The 21,725-nt window shown below is 65.0% G+C and carries 15 protein-coding genes; 3 read left to right on the top strand and 12 right to left on the bottom strand.

Features of this window, described 5'->3' with window-relative positions:
- Nucleotides 1-15: 15 nt before the first annotated feature.
- Entirely contained in the window at nt 16-849 is an 834-nt protein-coding gene (locus ACE10W_RS11820) for a hypothetical protein (protein WP_304551704.1), read from the top strand.
- Nucleotides 850-877: 28 nt separating this feature from the next.
- On the opposite strand, the gene ACE10W_RS11815 is transcribed toward ACE10W_RS11820, so the two are convergent.
- The 4 genes from ACE10W_RS11815 to ACE10W_RS11800 all read right to left on the bottom strand — a co-directional run bounded on the left by ACE10W_RS11815 (nt 878) and on the right by ACE10W_RS11800 (nt 7,363).
- Nucleotides 878-3,244 (bottom strand): RND family transporter, encoded by a 2,367-nt coding sequence (locus tag ACE10W_RS11815; RefSeq protein WP_304551703.1) that lies wholly within the window; start codon nt 3,242-3,244, stop codon nt 878-880.
- 205 nt (nt 3,245-3,449) lie between these two features.
- Nucleotides 3,450-4,235 (bottom strand): ethanolamine ammonia-lyase subunit EutC, encoded by a 786-nt coding sequence (eutC, locus tag ACE10W_RS11810; protein ID WP_161535806.1) that lies wholly within the window; start codon nt 4,233-4,235, stop codon nt 3,450-3,452.
- A gap of 6 nt (nt 4,236-4,241) precedes the next feature.
- Entirely contained in the window at nt 4,242-5,828 is a 1,587-nt protein-coding gene (locus ACE10W_RS11805) for a B12-binding domain-containing radical SAM protein (protein ID WP_304551700.1), read from the bottom strand.
- 152 nt (nt 5,829-5,980) lie between these two features.
- A complete protein-coding gene (locus ACE10W_RS11800) occupies nt 5,981-7,363 on the bottom strand; it encodes an ethanolamine ammonia-lyase subunit EutB (RefSeq protein ID WP_304551698.1) in 1,383 nt (460 codons plus the stop codon).
- 212 nt (nt 7,364-7,575) lie between these two features.
- Between ACE10W_RS11800 and ACE10W_RS11795 the strand changes: the two genes are divergently transcribed.
- On the top strand, nt 7,576-9,306 hold the full coding sequence (locus tag ACE10W_RS11795; protein WP_161535808.1) for a methyl-accepting chemotaxis protein: 1,731 nt from the start codon (nt 7,576-7,578) through the stop codon (nt 9,304-9,306).
- Between the two features lie 243 nt (nt 9,307-9,549).
- Here the strand turns inward: ACE10W_RS11795 and ACE10W_RS11790 are convergent, their stop codons facing one another.
- Nucleotides 9,550-10,041: a septal ring lytic transglycosylase RlpA family protein gene (locus tag ACE10W_RS11790; protein WP_011085776.1), complete on the bottom strand. Its 492-nt coding sequence runs from the start codon at nt 10,039-10,041 to the stop codon at nt 9,550-9,552.
- 586 nt (nt 10,042-10,627) lie between these two features.
- On the opposite strand from ACE10W_RS11790, the gene ACE10W_RS11785 reads away from it, so the two are divergent.
- Nucleotides 10,628-11,617 (top strand): MBL fold metallo-hydrolase, encoded by a 990-nt coding sequence (locus tag ACE10W_RS11785; protein WP_304551693.1) that lies wholly within the window; start codon nt 10,628-10,630, stop codon nt 11,615-11,617.
- Between the two features lie 83 nt (nt 11,618-11,700).
- Here ACE10W_RS11785 and ACE10W_RS11780 read toward each other — a convergent pair whose 3' ends face one another.
- The 7 genes from ACE10W_RS11780 to ACE10W_RS11750 form a co-directional block, all read right to left on the bottom strand.
- Complete coding sequence (locus ACE10W_RS11780; RefSeq protein ID WP_304551691.1) at nt 11,701-12,918, bottom strand: acyl-CoA dehydrogenase family protein; 1,218 nt, start codon at nt 12,916-12,918, stop codon at nt 11,701-11,703.
- Nucleotides 12,919-13,140: 222 nt separating this feature from the next.
- Complete coding sequence (locus ACE10W_RS11775) at nt 13,141-14,352, bottom strand: ABC transporter substrate-binding protein (RefSeq protein WP_304551688.1); 1,212 nt, start codon at nt 14,350-14,352, stop codon at nt 13,141-13,143.
- A gap of 119 nt (nt 14,353-14,471) precedes the next feature.
- Complete coding sequence (locus ACE10W_RS11770) at nt 14,472-15,053, bottom strand: HdeD family acid-resistance protein (RefSeq protein WP_028172340.1); 582 nt, start codon at nt 15,051-15,053, stop codon at nt 14,472-14,474.
- A gap of 129 nt (nt 15,054-15,182) precedes the next feature.
- Nucleotides 15,183-16,298, bottom strand: coding sequence for a response regulator (locus tag ACE10W_RS11765; protein ID WP_304551687.1), 1,116 nt, complete (start codon nt 16,296-16,298; stop codon nt 15,183-15,185).
- 3 nt (nt 16,299-16,301) lie between these two features.
- Nucleotides 16,302-18,935: an ATP-binding protein gene (locus tag ACE10W_RS11760; RefSeq protein ID WP_304551686.1), complete on the bottom strand. Its 2,634-nt coding sequence runs from the start codon at nt 18,933-18,935 to the stop codon at nt 16,302-16,304.
- A gap of 185 nt (nt 18,936-19,120) precedes the next feature.
- Nucleotides 19,121-20,638, bottom strand: coding sequence for an FAD-dependent oxidoreductase (locus tag ACE10W_RS11755; protein WP_304551685.1), 1,518 nt, complete (start codon nt 20,636-20,638; stop codon nt 19,121-19,123).
- Nucleotides 20,639-20,716: 78 nt separating this feature from the next.
- Nucleotides 20,717-21,613, bottom strand: coding sequence for an alpha/beta fold hydrolase (locus tag ACE10W_RS11750; protein ID WP_304551684.1), 897 nt, complete (start codon nt 21,611-21,613; stop codon nt 20,717-20,719).
- Nucleotides 21,614-21,725 lie beyond the last annotated feature (112 nt).

Raw genomic sequence — 21,725 nt, 5'->3', positions numbered from 1 at the left:
GACATTGTTGCGGACATGGACCCAATTCGCAGACATCTGCTCAAGGCCGCCGGCCTTATCGTCGCCAGTCGCGCCTTCGCAAATGACCAGCAGGGAACGAGCATGCAGCCTTCGTCCGTGAAGCCACGTCACGTGCTCTGCTTCCTCGGCAAGGACGACAGCCTGCTGCAGCCACCGAAGGCGGTGGCCAGGACGATCGCGGATTTCAACTTCGAGATCGACCGCACGTATTCGCAAGCCAAGCCCGATCCGCACATGGAGCGGTCGTTCGGCGTGTGCTGGGACCGTGTCTTTCCCAATGCATGGTCTGCCGCCGACGAAGCAGCCGTGGCCAACCACAAATCGGTGCTCTACGTGCTGAGCCCGCCGATGGACCAGCAGAAGACGGTCACCTATTCGGCCGCGGCGTTGCGCATCGTCGAGGAGATGATCGAGGCCGGTGCCACCGCCGTGAAGGGCGAAAGCGCAGGCGTTGCCCACGGGCTTGCGCGATGGCGCAGTCTCGCCGATCAGGCACGCACAGGCGCAAAGACCAGCGAGGGCCTTGGCATGACGCTCGCCCTCGCGAAGGCCTGTCGTCTTGCCTTCGCCAAGCGCCCGCTCGGCGGCGATCGCTATTACGAGACCGTCGGCTATCACCTCGTCGGATTACCGGAGATCTATGTCGCGAAATCGCGCGGCAACGAATGGTCCGCGGTGATGCTCATGGAGGAGATCGCAAACGCGATGGCCGCGCGCGGCATCGACCCGACGCTGCGCGATCGCAAGCTTACACTCTCGCGGGAACAGGACTACGCCGACGACGACTTCAAGTTCAACCCGTACGGCATCATCCGCATCGAAGCCTGAGCACAGGGCAGCGTTCGCCGCCCCGCGCTTAGATCGCGCGCTTGTCCGCGCCCTGAAGCTTGGCGTGCAGGTTGATCAGCCACATCGCCGTCGGCCGCAGGATGAAGAGGTCGGCGACCAGGGCCATGACCATCGAGAAGGCGCTGAGCCAGCCGAACAGCCGCAGCGACGGCAAGTCGGAGAACACGGTGACGACGAGGCCGCAGGCCAGCACCACCGTGGTCAGGATCAAGGCCGGTCCGACCAGCACGGTCGCCCGCTCCACCGCGAGCGCCGAGCCGACGCCCGGCTTGCTCTCCAGCCTCAAGCGATTGAGGAAGTGGATGGTGGCGCTCAATCCCAGGCCGAACGAGACGGTGAGCGCGACGACGCTGGCGAATTGCAGCCCCTCGCCCATCGCCCACAGCACCGTCCCCGACATCACGACAGGGAAGATGCCCGGCAGGATGCAGGCGAACATCACCACCCAGGAGCGGAAGGCGAGGCCGATGAAGATCGCGACCAGCGCGAATTCGACGGTGAGCCCACGGTTCAGCTTCTCGATCATGCTGGCCGAATTGCGCGCCGCGATGGCGGCAAGGCCCGTCACCGCGACCTCGTAGCCGGGATGCTTCTTGCGGACGGCGTCGAGCTCGGAATCGAGCTTGTCCACGATCGGCAGGAGTTGGCTGGAATCCTTGTCCGGCACGCGGCCTGCGACGACGACCGCATCCTGCTCGGCGTCGATGAACCGCCGCACCAGATGCTCGGGAATGACGCCGATATATTCCTTCAGCGTCGCAACGTCGGCGCTGCCGGCCTTTTCCGCGAGCCAGCGGCGCAGGGTCTCGACCGACCAGACGTTGCCGACACCGGCCGCCTTCTCCACGGTCGCATGCACGTCGGCGATCGTCTGCAGCGTCTCCGGCGAATAGAGCGATTCACCCTTGGGGAACTGGACCAGCACGTTGACCGGGTTGGCGCCGGTGAGCTTGGCGTCGAGCCGGTCGCTGGCGGCGACCGCCTGGCGCTTGTCCGGCACCTGGTCGGCAAGCCGGTAGCGGGGCTCCAGATTGGCGTAGATGACGCCGAGGCCGCCGACGAACAGCACCGCGATCAGGCTGAACAGGCCTGGCCGGCCGACCATGCGCACCGCGATCCAGTAGCAGAAATTGCGTAGCGCCTGGACGCCGGCGTCCGCCCCCTGGAACTTGACCGCGAAGACCTTCTCGTTGCGCACGAACAGCACGCCGAACACCGGCACCAGCGACAGCACCGCGACCAGCGCGATGATGGTGGCGGCGAGCCCCGCCTCGCCGAACTTGCGGATCAGGTCGGAGCTGGAGAACTGGAGCGCGATGAAGGAAATACCGGCGGTGCCGTGCGTCAGCACGCAGGCGGGTCCCACCACGAGCACGGCGTTCTTGAACGCGGTGAACTTGTCCTGGCCCGCGATCAGCCGGTCGCGCGCGGCGAAAGTCAGCTGCATCGAGTCCGAGAAGCTGATGACCATGATGAGCGGCGTCATCACGTTCAGGAACATGTTGAGATTAAAATTGGCCCAGCCGAGCGCGCCGAGCGCCAACAGGATCGCGATCATCGGCGGGAACGCGGCCGCGATCATGAACGAGATCTTGCGGAAGAAGATGATGGCGATGACGCAGCCGGCGAGAATGCCGAGGATGTTGTAGGTCAGCCCGTCGCGCTCGACCGCGTTGCGGATCTCGAGCTGCATCACCGGCACGCCGGACAGCTGCACGTTGAGCCCGGTGTCGCCGAGATCCTCCTTCATCAGCGCGCGGATGTCGGCGACGGTCTTGGTCAGCTTGCTGGAGGCGACCACTTCCGGATCGAGCGACAGCACGATCAGCGCCAGCGTGCCGTCCTCCGACAACAGCTTGCCGCGGATGATCTCGTTGTTCTTGACGGTTTCGATGAACTTGTCATAGGCCGCGCCCTCGGGCAGCTCGGGCGGGAACAGCGCCGCCGGCAGCTTGCCCGGGGCCGGCGCCTGGCGCGCCGAGAACAGCGAGACCAGCCCGCGGGTGCCTTCGACCAGCTGCATGTCGGTGATGAAGTCGCGCAGCTTCTCGAGGTTGTTCCGAGCCAGGAGGTTCTTGCCTTCGACCACGACGAGGACGTCGAACTCCTCGGCCGGAAACTTCTTCGTCACCTCTTCGTACTGGTGGAATTCGCGGGTGTCGGAGCGGAACAGCTGCGACAGCGAATCGTCGATCTTGATCCGGTGGATGCCGAAAACGGCGCCCACGATCAGGACGAACAGGACGATGCAGGAGACGATCGGCGCCCGGACGGCGATCAGCCCGATGCGCTCCAACCCGAAGGCGATGGAGGACGCGGGTCCCTGCTCGACCTTGTCGACATGAACCTCACTCTCGCTGTGCTTTTCGAGCATGCCTTATCCAGTTCCTAAAACGGCTCGGTCTGTGAGCTTATTGCGCTCCGCGAACGGCTTGAAAACGCCATACCAATGGGAGGCTTGCCCCTTGAAAATGCGCGGAAAATCGCCGCGAGGGGTTTAGCAGGTCCATAGCCTCCCTCGCAAGCAGGCGAAGTGTGGCCAAATCGATCAAGATGTAGCGATTTTGCCGGAATGCCCGTTATTCGGGCAAGGACGTGCCAATTCGACGCGGCGCCCGGTCCGCGCTCTCGTCTTTCAGCGCGACGCCGGTGACCTCCCTTGCCAGCCCCTCCCGGAGGAGCCAGGCGATCTTGAAGGCGGCCTCGTCATTGCTCAACCCAGCGTGGTGGATGTTCGACACGCAATTGCGCTCGGCATCGGTGCGGCCCGGCGTCGGCGCGAAGGTCAGATAGGCGCCGAGGCTGTCGGGCGCGGACAGGCCGGGCCGCTCGCCGATCAGCGTCACGACCATGCGCGCGCCGAGAATGGCGCCGATCTGGTCGCCGAGCGCGACGCGCGCGCCGGAGGCGACGACAACATGGCCGAGCGCGACAGCATCGTCGGCTGCGAGCAGCGGCAGCAGGCGCGTCACCAGCGCCACCGCATGGGCGTGGACCGCCGCCGCCGACAGGCCGTCGCCGATCACGATCGCAAGCTGGCATGGCCTTGAGGCAATTCGCGCCAGAGCCTCGATTGAGCCGGCATCAAGCTGCCGCCCCAGATCCGGCCGCCGCAGATAGTCCCTGCGGTCGGCCGCCTGGCTCCTCGCCTCGGTGACGGCGAGGCCGAGCGCACCGAGATCCGCGAGCAGCCGCGGTACGTCGAAGACTGCATGCACGGCATCGCGGGCGCGGGCGTGGTCCAGCGTGAAGTCGAGCAGCGCGCGTGTCGGCACGCTTGCGCCGCTGCGGCCGAGTGCAACGCGCGCAGGCGTGAACGACCGCAGATCGAGGGTCGGGCGGCGCGGGACGGCCGGATCAGACATGTTGCGTCATTCGGCGGGAACGGAAGCCTCGCGCAGCCGGATCGAATAGTTCGAGGCGTTCTGCTTGCCGCTGGAGGCCGCGCGCGCAAAGGTGATGAGATGGTGCGCGATCAGGGTGCAGCCGATCAGGCCTTCGAGGTCGCCGCGCTTGATGCGACCCAACGCGAACTTCCAGAACACGCGCCTGTAGTCGCCGAGCACGCCGACCTTCCAGAAGATGTTGCGCAGCATGACGAGACCGCGCCTGATGTTGGGCCAGGTCTTCATCTCGTCCGGCACCGGCATCTTGAGACGGTGAGGATAAACCTGGTCGCATTGATACTGGAAGCGCGCGTAAACCTTCTCAGGCTCGTAGGCGACGCCCATGGCGTGCTTCCAGGATGCGACGACGTCGTCATAGGGCAGCAGGAAGTCGACGTTGGAATCGCGGCCGTCGTCCTCGATCAGGCGCCCTTCCCGCTCCAGACGGTCCCACAGCGGCGTCTTCGGCAGCGCCTGGAGCAGGTTGATCGTGAGCAGCGGAATCCGGGACTCCTCGACAAAGGCGAGCAGCGCCTCCGAGGTGTTCGGCTTGTCGGTGTCGAGCCCCATGATGATGCCGGACACCACCTCCATGCCGTAGGAGTTGATGGTGCGCACGCCCTCCAGGATCGGGACCATCATGTTGTGGTCCTTGTGCATCGCCTTCAGCGCATCGGGATCGGGCGTCTCGATTCCGCAGAAGATGGTGATGAAATAAGCCTCGCGCATCTTCTCCAGGATCTCGGGGCGCTTGGCGATGTTGAGCGTCGCCTCGCAGGCGAGCCGCACCACGTAGCCGGTCTTCTTCTGCCATTCGATCAGATGCGGCAGCAGGTCCATCGCCGCCTTGCGATTGCCGATGAAATTGTCGTCGACGAAATAGACCGTGTCGGTCATGCCGCATTCGCGCAGGCGATCGAGCTCGGCGATGATCTGCTCCGGCGACTTGATGCGCGGGTTGCGGCCGTAGAGGCCGGGGATGTCGCAGAACTCGCACTGATAGGGACAGCCGCTTGAATACTGGATGCTGCCGAGGAAGTATTTCTTCACGTCGGCAAGCTCGTAGGCCGGGATCGGAAACTCCGTCATCGGCACCCGGTCCTTGGTGGTCAGCACCACCTGGGTCTCGGGGCGCGAGATGTCGCGCGACAGAATCTCGATCAGCTGGTTGGTGGCGTCGCCGAGCTCGCCGACATGCAGATAGTCGAAGGACGGATAATAATCCGGGCAGGCGCTGACGGAGGGCCCGCCGAGCGCAACCGGGAGATCGAATTCATGGGCGCGGCGGCAGATGTCGTTCATCTGCTGGCGCTGGATGTGCATGCCGCTGACGAAGACGACTTCCGCCCAGCCGAACTCCTCTTTCGTGGTGCGGCGCAGGTTCTCGTCGACGAATTTGACCTGCCAGTCCTCGGGCAGATAGGCCGCGAGCAGCAAAAGCCCCTGCGGCGGCATGAAGGCGCGGACGCCGTCGGTCAGCGGATAGGAATGCTCGAACGTACCGAACGACGATGTGTAACGCGGAAACACGCAAAGAATCCGCCGCGACGTACCGTTGCTTTCAGCTCGCATCAAAGCTCCCCCGCCACGCTCGACCTGGTTGCGGAAATTGCCAGCCAGACACATAGCGTAATGCTGTCGCCGGAATTTCTCAATATTGTGGCGTGAGCTTAATTCCGAGAGCGGCCAATGGTTTCCGGGGGCGAGCTGGCGCCTCCCTCACCTCAGGCGATCAGCCGGGAGGCAAAATCGGGCAGCAGGCCTGCATCGCCGGCAAGGCGGAAATCGGCGCCCACGATGCCCGACTGCGCCAGCCAGTCGTCGAATTCCGGCGCGCGGCGCAAACCGAAGACGTCGCGGACATAGAGCGCGTCGTGAAAAGACGTCGACTGGTAATTCAGCATGACGTCGTCGGCGCCGGGGACGCCCATGATGAAGGTGACGCCGGCGGCGGCGAGCAGCGTCAGCAGGTTGTCCATGTCGTCCTGGTCCGCCTCGGCGTGGTTGGTGTAGCAGATGTCGACCCCGAGCGGCAGGCCGAGCAGCTTGCCGCAAAAATGATCCTCCAGCCCCGCCCGGATGATTTCCTTGCCGTCGTAGAGATATTCCGGGCCGATGAAGCCGACCACGCTGTTGACCAGCAGCGGGGCATAGGCGCGTGCGACCGCATAGGCGCGCGCCTCGCAGGTCTGCTGGTCGACGCCGTGATGGGCATTGGCGGACAGCGCCGAACCCTGGCCGGTCTCGAAATACATCACGTTCTGCCCGACCGTGCCGCGCCGCTGCGACAGCCCGGCCTCCTGCGCCTCCCGGAGCAAGTCGAGATCGACGCCAAAGCTACGGTTGGCGGCCTCGGTGCCGGCGACCGACTGGAAGACGAGGTCGACCGGCACGCCCTGCCCGATCAGCGACAGCGTCGTCGTGACATGGGTGAGCACGCAGCCTTGCGTCGGAATCTTCAGCCGCGCGATGATCTCGTCGAGCAGGCGCAGCAATTGGGCGATGACGGTCGGGTCGTCGCTGGCGGGATTGATGCCGATGCAGGCATCGCCGGCCCCCAGCAGGATGCCGTCGAGGATCGAGGCGGTGATGCCCCTGGCATCGTCGAACGGATGGTTGGGCTGGAGCCGCGTGCTCATCCGCCCCTTCAGCCCGATGGTGTTGCGGAAGGCGGTGGTCACCTCGCATTTCCGCGCCGCCAGGATCAAATCCTGGTTGCGCATCAGTTTCGAGACCGCGGCCGCCATTTCCGGCGTGATGCCGGGGGCGAGCTTGCGCAGGATCTCGGGCGTCGCTGCGTCCGACAGCAGCCAGTCGCGGAAGGCGCCGACCGTGAGCGAGGCCACCGGCGCAAAGGCCCTTGCGTCATGGCTGTCGATGACGAGGCGGGTGACCTCGTCGGTCTCGTAGGGGATGAGCGCTTCCTGCAAGAACTGTCCGAGCGGAACATCCGCGAGCGCCATCCGCGCCGCGATCATCTGCTCGGCGCTGGCAGCGGCAATTCCGGCCAGCCGGTCGCCGGAGCGCGGCGGCGTCGCCTTGGCGAGCAGGTCGCGCAGATCCGGGAAGGCATAGGTCGTGGCGTCGATGGTATGGCGATAGACCAAGGTCCCCTCCGGGGTTCGTCGGCCAAAGGCCGACTCCAGGACTATCCTGAAACTATACCTTCGGATCAAGACGCTGAAATAACTTACCTTTCTTTCGACCAAGGACAAAGGCGCGTTAACGCCGCGTCCATCTTCGTTCTGCATAGTTTTGCATAGATTTTTACACGACCGCGCTCACCGGCCGCCTCAGGCCATTCGGGCCCCTGAAAACCATGACCATCGACCAATCTGGGAATGCCGCCGGCCTGGCCGGCCGCTTCACGCTTGCCACCAAGCTCTATGCGATCTTCGCGCTGTTCGCACTGCTCACGGCGGCGATTGCGATGCTGTCCGACTACAACAGCCGCCGCAGCGCCGACCTGATCAGCGCGATCGAGACGGCGAACGCGGCCGCGCTGAACGTCGAGCGCGTCAACTCGCTGGTCTATGCGGTGGTGATGGAATCGCGCGGCGTCTACATGTCGACGGAGCCTGCCGTCGTGAAGAAATACGGCGAGGGCCTGCTCAAGTTCAACGCGCAGATCCTCGACGTCGTGAAGCGCTGGGAAACCATCGTCAGGGACGACGATGCCGAGCAGTTCGCCACCTTCAGGAAGCGCATCGAGCAGTTCGTCGAGTTTCGCAAGGAGCTGGTCCGCCGCGGCGTCGAAATCAATGCGGCCGCGGGCCGCGAATGGGGCGACAACGACGCCAACCGCGCCGTGCGCTCGGCGCTGAACAAGGATCTCGAGGCGCTGTCCAAGGTCTATGCCGAGCGCGGCAAACAGATCGCCCGGCAGACCGAGACCAATCGCACCCTGTCCTTCGTCCTGACCAGCCTTGCCGGCGTGGCGCTGGCGCTCGTCGTGATCGGCATCGTCATCATCGCCCGCTCGATCGCCCGGCCGCTCGCCTCGATCACCGCCACCATCAAGCAGGTCGCCGATGGCGCCGAGAACGTCGTGGTGCCGTACGGCAACCGCGCCGACGAGATCGGCGGGCTGGCCCGCGCGATCCAGATCTTCCAGGACGCGATGGGGCGCAACCGCAACCTCGCCTCGCAGGTCTCGCAGGATTCCGCCGCGCGCGAGCAGCGCGCCCGCCATATCGAACAATCCGTCGAGGAGTTTCGCGACGCGATCGGCGCGATCATGCGCGGCCTCGGCGACAACGCCTCGGTCATGCGCGAGACCGCGCAGACCATCACGCGCGTCACCGCGGATGCAAGCAACCGGGCCGGCATGGCCGCAAACGCCAGCCAGCAGGCCTCGCACAATGTCACGGCGGTCGCAGGCGCGGCCGAGGAGCTGTCGGCCTCCGTCGAAGAGATCGGCCGGCAGGTCCGGCAGAGCGCCGGCGCGGTCGAGCAGACCGGCCAGCGCACCGAGAAATCGATCTCGGAGATCGAGAGCCTCGCCGCCGCCACCCAGCGCATCGACGGCGTGCTCAACCTGATCCAGGCGATCGCAGAGCAGACCAATCTGCTAGCGCTCAACGCCACCATCGAGGCCGCCCGCGCCGGCGACGCCGGCCGCGGCTTTGCCGTTGTCGCGCACGAAGTGAAAGCGCTCGCAGGCCAGACCGCCAAGGCGACCGCCGAGATCGGTGAGAACGTCTCCATGATCCAGGCCTCCACCCGCAACGCGGTCGATGCCGTGCGCGAGATCGGCGGCGCGGTGCGCGAGATCAACGAGGTCACCTCGGCGATCGCCGGCGCCGTCGGCCAGCAGGACCAGGCGACGCGCGAGATCTCCTCCAACGCGCAAAGCGCCGCCCAGGGCAACGAGACGCTGGTCGCCAACATCACCTCGCTGCGCGACGCCATCGGCGAGACCGATACGGCGGCATCCTCCGTGCTGACCGCGGCGAGCAGCCTGACCGCGACCGCGGAGACGCTGTCGCGCGAGGTGGAGAAGTTCTTCCAGAACCTGCGGTCGGATGCCCGCGCCGCCAGGGCGGGATAGCGGCGCGTTCGCCGCCGTGAAGCCGGCGGGGGCATGCCCCAGACAAAAAACGCGAAAACAACCCCATGCACAGTAGCCGGGGACAGTTTTTTCAATAGCTTGGCCGGCGGCGCGACACTGTGCGGATTTTACGAAGTCGATTTGACTCGTCCGGCAAAACACCGGCATGATGTCACCATGGCGGCGGTGCAGTTCGCCGAACCGTACCCTTCCGTCCCGAACGGCTGTGCTCTGCCTCTTTGTTCAGCCAACCGGTCCGGGAATCCAATCGTCGCCGGAAAGCGGCCTCACTGTTACGTCGGGAATGACCCCGAGCTCCAGGCTCGGATCGAAATGGCGCATCGTCCGCTCATTGAGATCAATGATGCGGCCAGGCCTGAGCGGCCCCACGTCGTTTATCTTGACGATGACCTTCTTGCCTGCGGCCTCGACGAGAGCATATTTCGGCCGAGCGCCAAATTGGACCCCACCAAATTTCTGACGCAAACTCGTCTTGATGGCAGCCGTCCACAGCGAGGGATCATAACGCTCGCCCGAGGCTGTGCTTGGGCCGCCCTCCTCCTTGCCGGGCTTGAACGGATTGTACATGGATGCTGCGCCAACGATCGCATCCCCAGAGGCGGCATTGACGATAGCGCTTGAGTGAGCTCCACCCGTTTCACTTCGAGCAACGGTAACAGAAACGGCAAGCGCAACCACGGCGCCGCAAATTGCGGCGCTCGAGCGGAACACCATTATATCTCCTTTGATTTTCTCGATCGTCCGGTTCCGGATGCCGCAAGACATGAACAAGCGAACGCTGAAGCGTTCAGGAACTTGCGCCAATCTTTTGCGGATTCGAGCCAACCCCTGGCTACGGAACCGTTGTGGGAACCAGAGCGGTCCCACGGAGTGTTTTAATTCTCGCCGTCTAAGACAGGGATTGCGTCAGCAGAATGACCGACGAGAGCCACCGCTAAATAGCGCGACCGTGTGAGTACGGCGGTAAAAGTGCGCAGTATCGAGCTTGCAATCCCGAGGAGTCCCGTGAAGGGATCGTGCAGCTCCAAAATCAAGAAGATCGCGCAGGCAAACGACCGCGCGCATACAAACAACGAGATCGCGACGACCTGGGGGTATTGACGCGCTCCCGGCTTTGGAGCCGCCGAAAGGGTTAAGTCTTTAGCGTGCAAATATCGTGTTGCCGGTTGGTCGATAGCATCCGAAGATAACGCATTAGGCCGAAACCGTCGTCAGGCGGAGGCCCCGCGCACGCAATGCGCCGCAGGCAAGCTACAGGAGTACTGTTTCGGCCCATCCCAACCGAAGAGGAGGCACGACCATGAAATTCGCAAGATGGATTTTCATCGCCGCCCTTTCGATGTGCGCCACGACGGCGATCTCTCCGGCCACCATCGCAGCTGAGCCGAACGGCAGGATTACGATCTTGTATGACGCGTTCGGCGCCGATCCAGCAATGACAAAGGACTGGGGTTTCTCTGCGCTGGTGGAAGTCGCAGGAAAGCGCATTCTCTTTGACACTGGAGATAACGCCGAGATCTTCGAGAAGAATGTCAAGGCGAAGGGGGTTGATCTTACCACGCTCGATTTCGTCGTTCTCTCCCATCGTCACGCCGATCACATGGCTGGATTGAGCCATGTCCTGAGTGTGAACCCGAAGATCACGATTTACGCACCCAAGGAAGGATTTGGCATCTACGGTTCATCGCTCCCCTCGACGTTCTATCGCAAGGACGACTCCCTGCCCGAGGAGATGCGATACTACAGCGGCAAACCGCCGAAAATCATAGAGTTCGGCACCGCCTGGCCCACTGCCAACTTCCAATTGATCGATCAGACGACGGAGATCATGCCGGGCATCACCCTGATCGCTCTGATCTCCGATCTTCCCGGGACGAAGGAACTCAAGGAACTTTCTCTTGCCGTGAACACGCCGGATGGTGTGGTTCTCGTGGTCGGCTGTTCGCATCCCGGAATCGAACGCATCGTAGAGGCCGCAACAGTCATCAATCCGAAGATTCATCTCGTTGCCGGCGGCTTCCACCTTGTGGTTGCCACCGACGACGCCATCGAGAAGATCGTGATCGCCCTCAAGGACAAGTTCCGGGTCGAGAACATTGCCCCCGGTCACTGCACGGGTGAACCGACGTTTGCGGCGCTGAAGAAGGCATTCGGCGCGCGATACATCTATGCCGGTCTCGGTACATCGCTGGTTATCGGGCCCGACATCAATTCCAACGTCCGGCGTGGCGAGGCGCCGGCGCTTGACGATTTCGCGGTCTATCGCAAGCTTGCCAGTCGCGAAGACTGATTTCCCGCGAGAGAGCGGCGCTGCCATCGGCCGATCAAGTCGAAATCGGGGAGCGACTGGGTTAGTTCACGGCGCCCGGGTCGTTACGCCACGCCCACCCCGCCCCGCCTGATCAGCTCCTTGCCGACCGCGGCCAGATGCACCTGGTCAGGCCCGTCGCCGATGCGGATGAAGCGGGCGTAGACATAGGCGCGGGCGAGGAAGGTGTCCTGCGAGACGCCGGCGGCGCCGTGGATCTGGATGGCGCGGTCGATGACGCGGGCGGCCATGCTGGGCACCACGATCTTGGCCGCGGCGATCAGGTCGCGCGCCGCCTTGTTGCCCTCGCGATCCATCTTGTCGGCGGCCTGCAGCGTCAAGAGCCGCGCCTGCGCGATCTCGCAGAAGGAGTTGGCGATGTCCTCGCGCACCGAGCCCTGCTCGGCCAGCGGCTTGCCGAAAGCGACGCGCGACACGGAGCGCTGGCACATCAATTCCAGCGCACGCTGGGCGCAACCGATCAGCCGCATGCAGTGATGGATGCGGCCGGGGCCGAGCCTCCCTTGCGCGATCTCGAAGCCGCGGCCCTCGCCGAGCAGGATGTTCTCCGCGGGCACGCGGACGTTGTCGTAGACGATCTCGGGATGGCCGACCGGGGCGTCGTCGTAGCTGTAGGTCAGCATGTCGCGGACGATGCGCACGCCCGGCGTCGCCTTCGGCACCAGGATCATGGATTGCTGACGATGGCGGTCGGGATGATCGGGCGCGGTCTTGCCCATCACGATCAGGATCTCGCAATCCTCGTTCATGGCGCCTGACGTGAACCATTTGCGGCCGTTGATGACGTAGCTGTCACCATCGCGCCTGATCTCGCACTGGATGTTGGTGGCGTCGCTGGAGGCGACCTGCGGCTCCGTCATCGAGAAGCCGGAGCGGATGCGCCCCTCCAGCAGCGGCGTCAGCCAGCGCTCCTGCTGCGCCGGCGTGCCGTAATTCGCCAGCACCTCCATGTTGCCGACATCAGGCGCCGAGCAGTTGAAGACCTCGGGCGCCCAGAGGATGCGGCCCATGATTTCCTTCACGGGCGCGTATTCGAGGTTGGTCAATCCGGGTCCGTGCTCGCTTGACAGAAACAGGTTCCAGAGCCCCTGCTCGCGCGCCAGCCGCTTCAGGTCCTGCAGCACCTGCGGCGTCTTGTAACGCGTGGCTTCCGGTTTCACCTGCTCGTAATAGAGCTCCTCGACCGGCTCGACATGCGTCCGCATGAACCGGCGGACGCGCTCCTGGAGCTCCAGCGAACGGGCGGAGTGTTGAAAGTCCATTGGGGTCTCCTGTTCGTGCCGCCAAAGCAGATGCCTCTTCCCTTCTCCCCTTGTGGGAGAAGGTGGCGCGAAGCGCCGGATGAGGGGTTGTATCCGCGCATTCAAATGTAGAGACGAGTCGCGGAGAGATACCCCTCACCCGGCTGCGCTTCGCGCATCCACCCTCTCCCATAGGGGGGAGAGGGTGCACCTTCTCCGTGGTTGCTTGCCGGCCTATTCGCCTCACGTCCCGCGCAACAGCTCGCTCGCCACGACCCAGTCGTTGCCGTCGAACTGGAGCATATAGCCGTCCTTGATGGGGCGGAAATCCTGCGGCGTGGTGTTGAGCGTGATGCCGGGCATCAGCAGCGACAGCGGCACGCTCTTTAAGTTGGCCGCCTGCGCCATGATGTTCTCGCGCGTCAGATTGTCCTTGCACTGCCTCAGCAGGACCACCAGGGCCTCGGCGACGGTGTAGCCGTAGAGACCGGCGACATTATTGATGTCGGCATTGGGCAGGCGCTTCTTCATGAAGTCGATATAGGCCGTCATCGCCGGATCGTCCTTCGGCGCCTCGACGAACGGCTTGAGCGAGCCGAGCGACAGCACGCCCTTGCCGGCATCGAGGCCGGCCGGCACCATCACGGTGGCCTTGTTGGCGCAGCCGCTGGCGATGAAGCGCTGCGGCTGCCAGCCGACCTCGTGCGCCTTCCGGACCGCCTGCGCGCAGGCGCGCGGCGTCACCGAATAGATCAGGAAGACATCGGCCTTGGTGTTGGCGAGCGTCAGCACCTGGGAATCGACGGTCGGATCGGCAACCTCGAAGCTCGAGGCCATCGCGATCGCCTTGTCGGCGTCAGCGCCGAGCGCTTCCTTGACGCCGCGCAGATATTCCTTGCCGGCGTCGTCGTTCTGATAGAGCACGGCGAACCGCGCATTCGGGTTCTTGGCGCGGGCATAGGCGACGTCGATCGCGGCCTCGCTGGTGTAGTTCGGCGCCCAGGGCAGCGCCATCGACCACGGCATGTTGACGGGATCGTTCCACTTCGAGGCGGAGCTGATCAAGAAGAGCTGCGGCACCTTGTTGCTGTTGAGATATTTCGCGATCGCCGAGCTCGGCGCCGTGCCCATGGTGGCGAAGATGAAGGCGACGCCGTCGCTCTCGACCAGCCGGCGCGCCGCCTCCATGGTCTTGGGCGGCGAGAACGCGTCGTCGAGCGAGATCAGATTGAGCTTGCGGCCGTTGACGCCGCCCTTCTCGTTGACCTCGTCGAAATAGGCCGCGATGACCTTGCCGGTGATGCTGAGCGGCGAAGCCGGCCCGCTATAGGGCATGGTGTTGCCGATCTTGATCTCGGTGTCGCTGACGCCGGGACCGTAGGATTTCTGTGCGGAAGCGGGCGTGGACAGGCAGGCGGCAGCCAATGCTGCGGCCAGGGCCAAAGCGGCTTTCATGGTTTCTCCCCGATGATTATCGCCGCGCGACGCCATCAGGCGAACGCGCGACGCGCTGCTTTTTGTCAGCGCGTCAGATCACCGGAGTTCCGCAACACGGTCTTGCGTCGAGTTGCTGGTTAGCTAGTGTGGCGCCGCCGCAGGCTGAAGCCCAGGCTGACCCAGCCCGCGCCCGCCATGATCAGATCGATGCCGAGGAACAGGCCGAGGATGTAGACGCTGTTGACCGGCCAGCGCGCCAGGATCAACAATCCGAGCAGCAGCGTAATCACGGCCGAGAGCGCCACCCACACCCACGGGCTTTCGCGCTTCATGCTGAAGGCGAGAAACAACCTGACCGCGCCGGAAGCGAGCAGCGAGGCGCCGAGGAACAGCGTCAGCAGGACGGCGGCGAACAGCGGATTCTCGAAGGTCAGGAAGCCCGCGACGACGTAGAGCACGCCGAGCAGGGCCCAGATCAAGAACTTGCCCCAGCTCTTCATCTGGAACGCCCCGATGATTTCGGTGACCCCGGCCACGATCATCATCGCACCGACCACGATCACGCTCGCCACCGTCGCCATGACCATGCTGCCGAGCGCTACGAAGCCGGCGACGAGATAAACGACACCGAGCGCGACGATCCATCCCCATTTGGCATGCAGCGCGGTGATGCCCGAGCCGAGACTGGGATGGTGAGACGTATCCGAAGCACTTGTCATGGCGGCCACTCCTGCATGCGAAGCCCGCGGGCACACGCCAGACTAGCACGCACCGCACCCGGGCAACAGCCAGCAGAGCAGCCTTCACCGGCAGCAACATTGACGCAAATCAAGATCGAATGCGGCGCTTCAGTCCGGAATGCTGAAATAGAACGCCGCCCCCTTGCCCACCTCGGCGCTGGCCCAGATGCGTCCGCCATGGCGTTGCACGATGCGCGATGCGATCGAGAGGCCGATCCCCGTGCCCTCGTACTCATCGGAATCGTGAAATCGCTGAAACGCCGCGAACAGCTTGTCGGCCTGCTGCATGTCGAAGCCGGCGCCGTTGTCGCGCACGCAATAGACCGTTTCGCGCCCTTCGGTCCAGCCGATCACCGTGACCAGCGGCTTCTCCCGGGTGCGGGTGAACTTGAACGCATTGGAAAGAAGATTGACGAGCACCTGCCGCAGCAGTGCCTGATCGCCGACGCATCCGGGAATTTCGCCGACATGGACGAAGACCTCACGGCCGGCATGCTGCCGGCGCAGTTCGTCGACGACCTCGCCGACGAGTGCTCTGGTATCGACCGGCCCCTTCGACAGCGGCTGGCGGCCGAACTGCGACAGGCGCAACAGTCCGTCGATCAGGCGCTGCATGTGCTCGCCGCTTGCCAGGATGGCGCCGGCCAGCTGCCGCGGCTGGTCCGGCCATTGCGCGGAATGATCCTCGATCAGCGTCTCCGCATAGCCGACGATGACCGAGAGCGGACCGCGCAGATCGTGCGCGACGGAATAGGCGAATGCCTCGAGCTCCCGGTTGGCGGCTTCGAGCTCGAGGGTCCGCTCGCGGACCCGCAGCGCCAGCTCCGCATTCTCCAGGTGCAGGCGCCGCACCGCGAGCGCGCGCTCCAGCACGGGAATGACGACGCTGAGCTTGAACGGCTTGAGAATGTAGTCGAGTGCCCCCGCCTTCATGGCCTCGACCGCCGTCGCGATGGTTCCGTCACCGGTCATGATGATGCCGACCAGATGCGGATCGATCTCCCGCGCGGCCCGCAGCAGCTCGATGCCGTCCATGCCCGGCATCATCAGGTCGGCGAGCAGGAGGTCGCATTTCGTGCGCTGCAGCTCCGCCAGCGCGGATCTGGCGTCGGTGAAGCCGACCGCATCGTAATCCTCGGCGGGCAACGTGTCGCACAGCGCCCGCATCTGCGCAGCCTCGTCGTCAACCACCAGGATGCGGGCCTTTGACTTTGCGGTCGGCATTTCCTATTCGCTCACCTCTATCGCACCCTGTGCGCGGCCAGGCTCGCAGCATTGCGCCAGCGTTTCCCTCAATTCGCGAAGCTTCGGCGGCTTGCTCAGGAGGTGGTCGACATGGGCCGGAATGTCATCCTCGGACATCAGGCGCTTGCCCCATCCTGTCAGCATGATCACGGGCGTGGCGGGCGACGCGGCCTTGATCGCGCTCGCCACCTTGCGGCCGTCGACATCAGGCATGCCGAGATCGGTGATCACGGCGGCGAAGGTCTCGCCGCGCGCGGAGGCGGCGCGGAACGCGGCGATGCCCGCGACGCCGTCATTGGCCGTCGTCACGACGTGCCCCTCCGCCTCCAGCGTATTGCACAATGATTTCAGCAGGAGCGGATCGTCGTCGACCAGCAGCAGCCGCAGCCGGGAGAGCCTCGCGGAATCGAGCCTGTCCTGCGACGGCGTGGCCGGCGCCGCCTGCGGGACCGGAAAATTCAACGACACGGTGGTGCCGCGACCGACGGCGCTGTCGATCTCGATCTCGCCGTTGTGCCGCCGCAGGACACCGTAGACCATCGCGAGGCCCAATCCGGTTCCGCGCTCCCCCTTGGTCGTGAAGAACGGTTCGAGGCAGCGCCGGCGGGTCTCCTCGTCCATGCCCAGCCCGTCGTCACCGACCTCGACCCGCACCTGGCCGTGCCCGTCCGCGCCGCCGGCAAGCCTGGTGCGCAGCGTCAGCGTGCCGCCGCCGGGCACCGCATCGACGGCATTGAAGATGAGATTGATCAACGCTTCGCGGATTTCGCTCTCGATGCCGGAGATCGCAGGCAATTGCTCCGCGAGCTCGGTGCGCAGCGCGATCACGGTTCCGCGAAGCTGCGGCATGTCGCTCCACCGCGCCCGCGTGAGGTCGACGACCTGCTGCACGAGCTGGTTGAGATGAACCGGCATCAGCGTCAGTTGCGGCTCTCGCTGGCGGTAGAACTCGCGCATGCGCGCCACGGTATGGGCCACGTCCTCGACCGCCCGCTGGATCGTCTCCAGATAATCGCGCGTGCGCGCACTCAGGCCCGGCTCCCGTTCCAGCAGCGATTGGGTGTAGAGCGACACCGGCGAGAGCGCATTGTTGATGTCATGGGCAATGCCGCTCGCCATCTGCCCAAGGGCGCGCAGCCGCTCCTGCTGCATCACGGCCTGCTGGGTCTGCCGCAGATCCTCGTAGGCCTGTTGCAGGGCGCCATGGAGCTGCGCCTGATGGGCGGCGAGCGCGACGTGCTCGCTCAACTGCCGCAGGAACTCGCATTCGCCGCTGCTGAAGCTGTCCCGCTCCTTCCGCGCCGCGACGAGGACGCCGAACACCCGGCTCTCCACCTGCAGCGGGGCCAGCACCATCGCCCGCAGCCCGCCCCGCGCGAGCCGGACCGGGAACGGAAAGGACGACCGCGTGATGTCAGGCTCATAGACGAGCTGACCCATCACGCAACGCGAAAGGCCGTTCTCGTCGATGTCGATCCGCGACCGTTCGGGCATCGCCAGTTCCATGGCCAGTGCACCGCTCTTGATCCCGACGCATTCCACCGTCAGCACGTGATCGACCGCGTCGTGAAAGCACAGGCAGCCGAAATCCACCGGCAACTGGTCTTCGAGACTGCGAACCACCACCTGGAAAATGCTGTTGAGATCCTGCCGCTCGCCGATCGCGCGGGTGATCTGGTGCAGCAGGCTCAATCGGGCGAGTTGCGCCTGGGCCTTCTGCTCCGCGTGCCTGCGCACGAGAATTTCGGATTCCAGCGCAAGATTGGACGCTGCAAGCTGTGCGGTCCGCTCCTCGACACGCACTTCCAGCTCCTCGTTCAAGCGCGCGAGCTGGGCTTCCGCCCGCATCCGCTCCAGCATGTCCGACGAGGCCATCCGCATCATCGAGAGCAGCAGGACGAGGCGCCCGGCGACCTTGCCGAGGTGAGCGACCATCGCCTCGGTGTCGTGCGGTGCCTGCGAGTAGAGCATCGCGACGTGGCCGAGCAGAACGACCGCGCCCATCAGGGCCAGCGGCCCGAAGATGCGGTCCGTCGCTCGCAGCCGCCAGCACAGAACGCAGGTGATCGCCCACAACAGCGGCGCCACGATCAACACCGGACGGGTGATATCGAGCAGACCCGGCGGGCGATATGGTGGAAGGCGCTGGAAGATCGCAATCAGCAGCACGGCGACGACGGCCATGAACAGTGCAAAGGCCGGCATCCCGACCCGATCCCGCCGCGCCGACCAGATCGCGGCGAGAATTCCGATCGCGAGGATGTGGGCGGCCGGCGGCCATGTCGCCGGCCGGAGAAATTCCCGCAGTTGCATGACGAACGCCAGCGACCCCGACCATTCCACGATCACCAGCACGTGGAGGAACTCCAGGACGAAGGTCGCGCCGAAGGCGATCGCGAGCCGCTTGGACAGCGGCTGTTCGATGCGCGCGCCCATATCCCAGAGCAGCAATGCCAGCAGCCCCGTGATGAGGGTGATGCTGGTGTCGAGAATGGTGTGGAGTTCCGGATAGTTCTGTCGTCCGGCGCCGAGCAGAAACACGCTGCCAATGCCAAAGGCGATCAGGACGCCCGCGACACTGAGCGATCGATTTGCAGTGCTGGCCCCGCTGTCCATATCGCTATCTTTGAGAAAGGGACGGCTCGAATCGAACGTCAGCGATGTTTCCGCCTTTTTTGCAACGTATGCAATCTATACGTGCAGCAGCCGCGAGGGAAGCGGCAGAGCCGCGACTGCTCGCCTGCGACGATCCGGCAGGTGAATTGGCGCGCCGGGGGCACCGCCGGAGCGACGGCGGCGGCTCACAGGCCCCGCCGCTCCATCTCGAGCTCGGCCTTGAGGCTGTCGAGATCGCGGTAAATCGAGGCGACCGCAAGCACGCGGCCGGCCTTGCGGTACTTCAGCAGACAGTCCCTGCCGGCAATGCTGCCGTCGATCGCGATGTCGTCAAAACTCTCGGCGTGGCCGACATAGTTGATCGGCACATCGTAGTGCTGGCTCCAGAAGAACGGCACGGCATCGAAGCGTTCGCGCCGGCCCAGCATGTTGCGCGCCGCGGTCTGGCCCTGCCGCTCCGCCACCACCCAGTGCTCGACGCGGATGGTTTGCCGCGAATGCGGATCGGGCCAGCGCGCGATGTCGCCAGCCGCAAAGATGCCGGCGATGCTGGTTTCGAGATATTCGCTCACGCTGACACCGCGATCCGCCGCAAGCCCCGCCTTCTCGGCCAGCGCAAGGCGCGGCTTGACGCCGATGCCGACCACGACGAGGTCGGCCTCGATGACGCCGCCGCTCTTCAGCGTCGCGCGCGTACCGTCGAGCCTCTCCACAGTGTCCCCGAGGTGGAAGTTGACGCCATTCTCTTCATGGAGCGCGCGAACGAAATCGCCCATCTCCGGTCCGAGCACGCGCTGCATCGGCCGCTCCTCCGGAGCGACCACATGGACCTCCAGCTTGCGTGCCCGTAACGAGGCCGCGACTTCGAGGCCAATGAAGCTGGCGCCGATCACCAGCACGCGCGTGGCGCTGCCGGCGGCCTTGATGATGGCCCGGCTGTCGGCGACGGAGCGCAAGGTGTGGACATGGGGCTGGTCGGCGCCCGGAATCTGCAATTTGACCGGCTCGGCGCCGGTCGCGAGCAGCAGCCGGTCGAACGGCAGTCTGTCGCCATTGCCCAGCGTGACGCTGCGTGTCTTCGCATCGATCGCGGAGACATTCGTGTTCAGCCGGAGATCGATGCCCGCATCCCGATAATAGTCCTCGCCCCGCAGCGGCAGCCAATCCTCCGGTGCGTTGCCGGCAAGATAGTCCTTGGAGAGGTTCGGCCGGTCGACCGGCATGGCGCCGTCATCGCTGAGCATGGTGATGGCGCCGGCAAAGCCCTCGCGCCGGAGCATCTCGGCCGCCGCGAAGCCGGCCGCGCCGCCGCCGACGATGACGAATTTCTCGGGCGCCGGCGCGCTGCGGGCGGTCGGCTTCGGTGCCTCACGCTTGCGCTGAACGATGATCCTGTCCTGGTCCCGCGTCACCTCCCATACGGCCAGCGCGCTCAAGGCCGGCGGGCGCGTCGCCTCGCCCGATCGCAAGGAGAAACAGGCGTGATGCCAGGGACAGCGGATGGTGTCGTCCACCACCAGGCCTTCGGCGAGCGGGCCGTGATAATGGCTGCAGGCGGGTTCGATCGCGAAGACCTCGCCGCCCGCCTGGACCAGCAGCACATCTTCCGCGCCGACATGGCCGAGCAGCTTGCCGTCCCTGAACGCGGTGAGCGCCACGCCTTCGGTCAGATCCGGTCCGCTGGGCTTGCTTTCCTCGCTCATGGTCATCTCCCTCGCAACTCAACGCGCAGCTCAGGATTGGACGGCGGGACCGGCGAAAAGTTCCCGCGATCGCTAAAATCAGGACCCGGCAACCGCCTTGCGCACGTCGGCCACGGCCTGCGCCCATTCGGCCGGCCGCTCCTGCGGCAGGTTATGACCGGCGCCTGCGAACACGCGCCGCTCGAAAAAGCCCTCGAACTTGCGCGCGTGATGGGCGGTGCCGGTATTGACGCCGTCGCTGTCGCCGTCGATTGCGATCGTCGGGACGCGGATCGGCGGCTGTGCCGCAAGCTTTTCCTCGATCCCGGCATAGGCGGGATCGCCCGCGACCAGCGCGTAACGGTGGCGGTAGGAGTGGATCACGACCTCGACGAAATCGGGATTGTCGAACGAGGTTGCGCTCCGCTCGAACGTCGCATCGTCGAAGGCCCATGTCGGCGACCACATCGACCAGAGCTGGCGGGCGAAGCCGCGCCGGTTGCGCTCCAGCGCGCGGCGGCCGCGCTCGTTGTGGAAGAGATATTGATACCAGAGCGCCGCCTCATGCGCCGGTGCCGCGGGCTCCATGGCGCGGGCGATGTCCTGGATGTTGTAGGAATTGCCGGAGACGAGCCCGACAACGCGCGCGGGGTGCAGCGCCGCAACCACGCAGGCCGCGCGGCCGCCCCAGTCATAGCCGCCGACGACCGCGCGTTCGATGCGAAGCGCGTCCATGAAGGCCAGCAGATCGGCGCCCAGCGCCGCCTGCTCACCGGAGCGCAGCGTTTCCGGGAAACGAAACCGCGTCGGCCCGTAGCCGCGCAGCCAGGGCACCAGCACCCGCGCGCCGGCCTGCGCGATGATCGGCGCAGTCTCGGCATAGGCATTCACGTCGTAGGGGAAGCCGTGGCCCATGATGCAGGGCCAGCCGTCAGGCGCGCCGTATTCGAGATAGGCGATGTCGAGGACATCCGTAGTGATGGTTTTTTGTTGCATGATTTGCTTACGGATTTGGGACTTCGTAGCCCGGATGGAGCGCAGCGCAATCCGGGGACACCTGTATCCGCGAATCCCGGATGTCGCTGCGCTCCATCCAGGCTACAACGGG

This window comes from Bradyrhizobium sp. B025, from assembly GCF_042257955.1.
Taxonomy (GTDB): Bacteria; Pseudomonadota; Alphaproteobacteria; order Rhizobiales; family Xanthobacteraceae; genus Bradyrhizobium; species Bradyrhizobium diazoefficiens.
Note: the sequence above shows the minus strand (reverse complement) of the source record. Positions and strands in the feature narration are given on the sequence as shown.